Genomic DNA, 7,507 nt, shown 5'->3' on the forward strand with positions numbered 1-7,507 from the left:
GCGATAAAACAATGCTCTCATGCTGGTCAAGCCTGCATCTAAGATGTAGGTTAGCCAGATTTTGAAATTCAGTTGAGAGTTAAGAACTGGGTAGTCAGAACGGCTAAGTGACTTAAAAATTGATTTGACAATTTTTGAAAATGATGCCATGATGTACTCACTATTTTTTATTTATATAAGGGTAGAATACTATATTTCTACCCTTTTTTTCTTCTTTAAGCTAACTTTCAACACTTCTGATTTATAGTGCGAATTAAAAACAATATGAAAACAGACCTGAATCACGACCGTTATCGAATCGTTCAATTCTATGATATTGACAGTGGCGTAGAATACCGATTAGCAACAAATCTCAAAGGATTGAGTGATGAAGAGGTTGCCGAACTCTATCGACATCGCTGGGGAATTGAAACATTATGGAAATTTCTGAAGATGCACTTATGTTTAGAAAAACTAATTACTAAAAGCTTGAATGGCGTAACAAATCAGATTTATATGATACTGATTGCATATTTAATCTTAGAGTTGATAGAGATTCCTATTTTCTATGGACATAAGCTATTGGACAAACTACGCTATTTACAATTTGAACTCAGTCGACGCTGCTCAGTAATCCACTGGAGCTTTGACTGGCAACCGGAGATACTTGTCTCTTGAAGTGTAAAGTTTTATTACGACTTTCAACACTTCTGACTATAAATAAGTGATTTAGTTGACTTAACTCATCTAAAAAGTCCCAGCCAGCAAACCCTCTATCCATTAGAGCGACTGCATTATCCGGTATCATTGTCAGAATGTAGTCTCTAAATTTTGCATCGTGCTCTTGTCCAAAGTTGATCAGACATTCACTGGTGATATTCTGAGTTAAATTAAATCCATTGATTAACTTAACTTGATGATACCCTTGCTCCCAAAAAAGCTTACTGGTTAGGGTAATCACTGTTGAGTCAATGGGAAATAAGATGTGCTGAAAGGCAGAATTTTTTCGTTTAACTTTCTCAATTAGTTGAGCATAGATTCGCTGAAAAGAGCCATCCGTTCGAGTTTTATTTGCTTTTGAAAATGTGGACATATGCACATTTATTCCTGACTTGTTTAAGCGATAAAACAATGCTCTCATGCTGGTCAAGCCTGCATCTAAGATGTAGGTTAGCCAGATTTTGAAATTCAGTTGAGAGTTAAGAACTGGGTAGTCAGAACGGCTAAGTGACTTAAAAATTGATTTGACAATTTTTGAAAATGATGCCATGATGTACTCACATTTTTTTATTTATATAAGGGTAGAATACTATATTTCTACCCTTTTTTTCTTCTTTAAGCTAACTTTCAACACTTCTGATTTATAGTGCGAATTAAAAACAATATGAAAACAGACCTGAATCACGACCGTTATCGAATCGTTCAATTCTATGATATTGACAGTGGCGTAGAATACCGATTAGCAACAAATCTCAAAGGATTGAGTGATGAAGAGGTTGCCGAACTCTATCGACATCGCTGGGGAATTGAAACATTATGGAAATTTCTGAAGATGCACTTATGTTTAGAAAAACTAATTACTAAAAGCTTGAATGGCGTAACAAATCAGATTTATATGATACTGATTGCATATTTAATCTTAGAGTTGATAGAGATTCCTATTTTCTATGGAACTCGAACGGATGGCTCTTTTCAGCGAATCTATGCTCAACTAATTGAGAAAGTTAAACGAAAATTCTGCCTTTCAGCACATCTTATTTCCCATTGACTCAACAGTGATTACCCTAACCAGTAAGCTTTTTGGGAGCAAGGGTATCATCAAGTTAAGTTAATCAATGGATTTAATTTAACTCAGAATATCACCAGTGAATGTCTGATCAACTTTGGACAAGAGCACGATGCAAAATTTAGAGACTACATTCTGACAATGATACCGGATAATGCAGTCGCTCTAATGGATAGAGGGTTTGCTGGCTGGGACTTTTTAGATGAGTTAAGTCAACTAAATCACTTATTTATAGTGCGAATTAAAAACAATATGAAAACAGACCTGAATCACGACCGTTATCGAATCGTTCAATTCTATGATATTGACAGTGGCGTAGAATACCGATTAGCAACAAATCTCAAAGGATTGAGTGATGAAGAGGTTGCCGAACTCTATCGACATCGCTGGGGAATTGAAACATTATGGAAATTTCTGAAGATGCACTTATGTTTAGAAAAACTAATTACTAAAAGCTTGAATGGCGTAACAAATCAGATTTATATGATACTGATTGCATATTTAATCTTAGAGTTGATAGAGATTCCTATTTTCTATGGACATAAGCTATTGGACAAACTACGCTATTTACAATTTGAACTCAGTCGACGCTGCTCAGTAATCCACTGGAGCTTTGACTGGCAACCGGAGATACTTGTCTCTTGAAGTGTAAAGTTTTATTACGACTTTCAACACTTCTGCTTTGAGTCCCAAAATCGATAATGAAATCCTGAGAGATGAAGTCGAGAACTAGCTGAAGTAAAATTATTACTGAAATCATTAATCACTGAAACACGTGAATAATTATTTCAGTAATTAATGTGTTTTTTGACTGAGAAACAAGATTTAGGCGTCGATTCTATATTCTCTTTTATAGAATTATATGGGTGGGAGATTACGGAAGAAGCCACAACCATTGAAAACGTTGGAATAAAGACTCTGGGCAGGAAGCCAGATTGATTCCTCCTAATAATAGGATTAGGGGATTTTGGGCTTAAGGTTTGACGGTCAAGAGCTAGCTAGCCACCTTGAACTCTGGCTCTCCTCGTCTTGGAACGGAAATTAGCAGGCGTGATGAGATATCGGGCTGTTTTTTAGGAATAGCATGGCCATGATCTGTAATTAAAGCCCCAAATGACCTTAGTCTTAAAAATAGCGAGTTGATCTGAGTTCATCGAGGGTAAACATGGCTTCAATTTTCTCCCGAGTTAGGGTGCTGAACTTATAGACAATCAAGGTTTCGACTAATTCAAGTAAATTCTGGGTTGATACCCCTACCACCTCTTCATGGTAAACCCGCTCAATTAAAGTTCTGGCTTCGGATAGGGCAGATTCTTCTGGTGTTATCAATAATCGGATCATTGCGACTCCCACCAGTTGAAAAAAGATTGCCGGGATAGTTTGAAAAATTTGATAAAAAAGGGAATCGGTCGTCATCCGGCCTCAGTCAGCAAAATGCGTAAGGCTGCTAAGACACGGCGCGGTTTTTTTCTGTGCATTGCCATCCCTAACCAGTAGGCCGCTTCTTCCCTGCTCATGACTTCAATCCCTTCCACACAAGCCAGCATCTTATCCCGGTTCCGCATGGGTGCAAGAACCCGAAAAATTAAACCCAAAATTAAGGCTAAATTTTCATCTATTGGATGCACTTCAGATTCTTGAGGCTTAAGGGCAGCAATCACCATGTCTGCTTTTTTCAAGCGTCTGAGAACTCGGTGTTCAATTAAGGCAAAATTACGCCCCTTCAGTCCTGCTAGTCGGATCGGGTGGGTAATGTGGGGGGTGGCCCGGGCCGGGAGTTGCCATATCTCTAATTGCAATTTGGCTGCTCCCAAATGAGTAGCTCGTAACTGATACTGAGGTTGGCCTGGGAGGGATATCGGGGATTTTGGCTCTGATTTAACCAATTCTAACGTTTGCATATTAACCATTTGCCTCGGCTTGGGCGGTGACATGGGCAGAACCATTACCTTGCTTACATAACTGTTCTGCTAAGGTTTCAGGTGCGTTATGAGTTAGGTCAAGGGCTTCGTTAAAGTTTACGGTGTAGGTGGCTTCTAAATTCTTATCGGCTGCCGCTCGTATTTGGGGTTGCAGAAAATCCTTTACCCGGAATGCATCCTCTAATTCACCCTCAAACTTGAACTCTAATGCACTGCCCGCCGATGTTTCATAGTCTCCATCTAGGTTGATCTTGACCGTTACCCCTCGTACTACCCGGATCAGGCTTAACAAAATAAAGGCATCATCGGCATTAAAGAGTAGAATCCGTAATTGAGAAATGCCACTAACTTTCGCAGTGCGGGCCTGTTCCCAAACCTGGGTGAGCGCTTGGCGGAGTGGCCCTTCTGCGGTGAATATTTGAGTGTCTTGTGGGATTGGATCAGATATTAGAGAGATATCCAGGCCTGATGTGGAAGTTGTTGTGGTTTGAGGCGTGGGAGATGGGATTGTAATATCTAATATTTCAGGAACTTGGATCGGCCAAATCCGATTTTCCTTGGCAAATTCAAGGGTATAGATATAGGAGTTCTCGTCAATTTTGATGCTGGCCGCCGGCTGGCCTGGGCCCCAAATTAATTCACCACTGCGATAAACAAAAACACCTGCTTCAATCCCCTGGACAAGGCCTTTAATGAAGACTTGATCACCTACTAAGATCGGCAAGTTTGGATCTCGATAAAACTCTTGGCGTAGGGTCGCTGTGGAAATTTGTCCCCGCCGTAAAGGTGTCCGATCTCGAATATAGGTGGGTGAATCGGGTTGATCCTCTGGTAGCCGCAACTTGGCCTGGGTCTCCCGCAGTTTACGAATCACATAGCCTTGTCCCTGGCCTGGGCGGTCTGACGCATCCTGAACTTCAATCGCCACATAATTCAGATCAACGCCGGCTCCGTCTAGCTTGGCCCGCGAGGGATAAAACAAATAGCGGTAGGCCTGTTGAATGGCAGTTGTGACTTCTGTTTTAGATTTTTGTTCTAGTTCGTTGAGCTTTGCCTGTTGATGTTCTGCTAGTTGAGAAAGGGTTTCGGGCCGCTTTAATTCTCGTAGGGCAAGATGACGACTCATTTTCTGGCGCATTTCTTCAGCTTTGTCAGAGTCAGCACAAAGAAATACTAAGTTATTACGATTGATTCGTAGGTCGCCACTATTCCCTTTATTACAATAAATTCGCTCCACCAGTTCTGGAATTTGAATGGAGTAACTCTGAATGGTCTCAGCTTCATAGCCAATAACGACTAGATAAGGCTTGCCATTATTTTCGTTGTCGTCTATGTCGTAGGGACCAGCGGGAAAACAGACGGCCTCTAGGGTGTTACCTTGGCTAAAAATCTGACGAATTTGGTCATTCAGTTGAGTCCGGATTTCCCCTGGATCAATCAGTTGTTCTCGGCGGCGAATCATTTGGGTCAGATTAGCTTCAGCCAAAAATCGTAAAGGGGCGTTAGGCCGGTCGTCTAGGTATGCTGAATTTTGGACAAATCGCCGCACAGCATCATCAATAAAACTTAAGTCCAGGCCTGGGGCAAGAATCGAATAGCGTAACTGATCCGTAGTTGCTCCCTTGAGTTGTTCATTAAAAGCCAGGGAGTGAAATAGCGTTGTCCGAGCGACATAGGTGGCGTAGGGATGTAACCCCCGATAGTGGGCCTGGTCTAATTCTTCTGCTAAAGCCGGTTCTTCTTCGCCAACCGTGGCAACATCAGATCGAATCGCTGGTAAATATTCTTTCAGTTCTAATTTGGTCGTAATTTCCCGGCGGATATTTTCTTCTCCAGGATCAAGATGATGTAAATGAATTGCATGGGTGGCTTGGGGTTTTTCCCGCCAAAGTTGAGCAACTGTCCGGGCTAAAAAGCGTAACATTCCTCGGACACGTTGAAAGTTATTTAGGGTTGAGGTCTTATTCCGTAATGTTTCAATCAGTTCAGGGTGGAGGGGATACCCCTGGCGAAAAGCATCTAGCCGTTTATCTAGGTCTGACGTCTGAGAGATGCCCCCTCGATTCTGCTCCCATAGCTGTTTATAGGCTTGAATCACGCTCTCGGCCTGGGTGTCATCTATCCTGCCAAATAAGCGACGGCGCAAGACTTTAACGGTTTCATCCTCTGCCGTTGGATCCAGCACAGTGGCCTTGCGGGCAGCTACACTTTTATACTCATCCATTTTTGTGGCAATCATCCGGTTTTCATCGGCATAGGCATCAATGGCTTTTCCTTCTTTGCCAATGGCTAGAGTAAAAACTAGAGCCGCATTAGGTGAGGATTCAACGGCCTTAAACAGTCCTGTTAAAAAAGCAGTGAGTTGGTTACTGGCCTGGTCACGAGCTTTTAATTTCCCATCTAACTTGCGTAAGTAAATTGATAATTCATCTAGCAAAATCAAAGTGGGTTCATTACCAAACAATTCCTGAATCGTCTCTGCACCTGGGGCAATCCCTTGTTCATCACTGGCTTTGATCCGCTCATAACCAGCCCGGCCGGCCAAATTATAGGCAATCTCGCCCCAAGGAGTTTTGGCATAAATTCCCTCTTCTAAGAACCGGCCGTTAGTAGGGTCTGCATTTTCACCATCAAAGGCAGCAACTCGAACTGTCCCAGTAGGCAAAAGAGTTGGATCAATAAATTCAGATATATTATTAACGCCTGCCATCCCTCTAACAGCGTGATAGAGAGCAATCAGCGCATGGGTCTTACCCCCACCAAAGTTTGTATCAAGCCGGAAAATAGAGCCGATTTGGGTATTTGTTCCCTGAAGTCTCTGACAAATGCAAGTAAGAAGTTCCTGCAATCCCTGAGTTGGGTGGGTATTGGCAAAAAATCGCACTGGATCGAGATAGTCGGGGGGTGCTGTTTTGCGAATCACACTTGCTAAGTCTGCAGCAAAACTAGATTCAGCAATCGCTCCAGCAAGTACATCTGGACGAGGATCGCAAATTTCAAAAAGGGTAGGAATAGACATAACTTATTTTTTAATGTAGTGAAGTCAGAGACTCAAGACCCTAGGCTTACCTGACATTATGCGTTTTTTCATTCATAAATGTTTAGGTATCTTTGACCCTAACTGAAAAAAGTGTACAAACTCGAAGAGTCGCCAATGCAGGAGAAAGTCGAAATGCCCCAAAAACCAAGACGAACATTTATCGCCAAACAAAAAGCCGATTTCTCTAACCATAGGTCAGTAACCGTGGCGATTCTGAAGCAGTCAGCCACGTCGCCCAGGAAATGGGATTAACAGAAAGTGCCCTTTGACACTCCCCGTCACTTTTTGGAATGCAGCGAAGAAGCATAAAGACGACGACATACTTTCCACTACCCTACTAGGGACAGAGGAACAGGCAGCGGTCAATCTGCCGGATGTTTCTAGGTCTTCGGCTTTAGAGGCAAGCCTGAACCCCTTGTGGGTGAGGTCGTTGACCCATCTCAGCATTCAAGTATCATTGCATGATTTTATTAAAAATGGTATTACTATTTTGATAATTTCATGCAATCATAGATTCATTGCTTCATAGTTTCATTATGAAAATCATTGCAGTGACTGGGTTTAAGGGCGGGATTGCCAAGTCCACAACAGCGATCCACCTGGCAACATTCCTGAGCAAATCTACACCAACTTTATTAATTGACTCCGACCCGAATCGCACCTGTGAAAAGTGGTCGGATAGAGGCAATCGTCAGCAAGCCTTTATCGTGACCAACGAGAAAGCAGCATCCCGGCATATTCCGGGCAAGTCATATTTAGTCCTCGATACCCCTGCTAGGC

Annotated in this window: 7 protein-coding genes and 2 pseudogenes; 4 read left to right on the forward strand and 5 right to left on the reverse strand. The window is 42.2% G+C overall.

Features of this window, described 5'->3' with window-relative positions; translation table 11 throughout:
* A pseudogene (locus L3556_RS12420) lies at window positions 1-150 on the reverse strand (IS4-like element ISAva3 family transposase); the annotation flags it as partial.
* Between the two features lie 96 nt (window positions 151-246).
* Between L3556_RS12420 and L3556_RS16345 the strand changes: the two are divergent.
* On the forward strand, window positions 247-657 hold the full coding sequence (locus L3556_RS16345) for a transposase (RefSeq protein ID WP_422110783.1): 411 nt from the start codon (window positions 247-249) through the stop codon (window positions 655-657).
* Here the strand turns inward: L3556_RS16345 and L3556_RS12425 are convergent.
* Window positions 593-1,249 carry a transposase gene (locus tag L3556_RS12425; protein ID WP_277867658.1) on the reverse strand — a complete coding sequence of 219 codons (657 nt, stop codon included), beginning with the start codon at window positions 1,247-1,249 and terminating at the stop codon, window positions 593-595. The two genes, L3556_RS16345 and L3556_RS12425, sit on opposite strands and share 65 nt — an antisense overlap.
* 96 nt (window positions 1,250-1,345) lie before the next feature.
* Between L3556_RS12425 and L3556_RS12430 the strand changes: the two genes are divergently transcribed.
* Window positions 1,346-1,747 (forward strand): transposase, encoded by a 402-nt coding sequence (locus L3556_RS12430; RefSeq protein ID WP_338405742.1) that lies wholly within the window; start codon window positions 1,346-1,348, stop codon window positions 1,745-1,747.
* Between the two features lie 51 nt (window positions 1,748-1,798).
* A pseudogene (locus L3556_RS12435) lies at window positions 1,799-2,410 on the forward strand (transposase); the annotation flags it as partial.
* A 480-nt stretch (window positions 2,411-2,890) separates the two neighbouring features.
* Here the strand turns inward: L3556_RS12435 and L3556_RS12440 are convergent.
* The 3 genes from L3556_RS12440 to L3556_RS12450 are packed head-to-tail and all read right to left on the reverse strand — an operon-like array spanning window position 2,891 to window position 6,706.
* Window positions 2,891-3,181 carry a DUF2887 domain-containing protein gene (locus L3556_RS12440; RefSeq protein ID WP_277867660.1) on the reverse strand — a complete coding sequence of 97 codons (291 nt, stop codon included), beginning with the start codon at window positions 3,179-3,181 and terminating at the stop codon, window positions 2,891-2,893.
* Window positions 3,178-3,666, reverse strand: coding sequence for a DUF7680 family protein (locus L3556_RS12445; RefSeq protein WP_422110784.1), 489 nt, complete (start codon window positions 3,664-3,666; stop codon window positions 3,178-3,180). Before L3556_RS12445 ends, L3556_RS12440 begins: the two co-directional genes overlap by 4 nt.
* Window position 3,667: 1 nt before the next feature.
* A complete protein-coding gene (locus L3556_RS12450; protein ID WP_277867662.1) occupies window positions 3,668-6,706 on the reverse strand; it encodes an ATP-binding protein in 3,039 nt (1,012 codons plus the stop codon).
* Window positions 6,707-7,263: 557 nt separating this feature from the next.
* Here L3556_RS12450 and L3556_RS12455 point away from each other — a divergent pair.
* Window positions 7,264-7,507, forward strand: a 244-nt coding sequence (locus L3556_RS12455; RefSeq protein ID WP_277867663.1) for a ParA family protein, incomplete at its 3' end; no start/stop codon positions are given.

Source organism: Candidatus Synechococcus calcipolaris G9, from assembly GCF_029582805.1.
Taxonomy (GTDB): domain Bacteria; phylum Cyanobacteriota; class Cyanobacteriia; order Thermosynechococcales; family Thermosynechococcaceae; genus Synechococcus_F; species Synechococcus_F calcipolaris.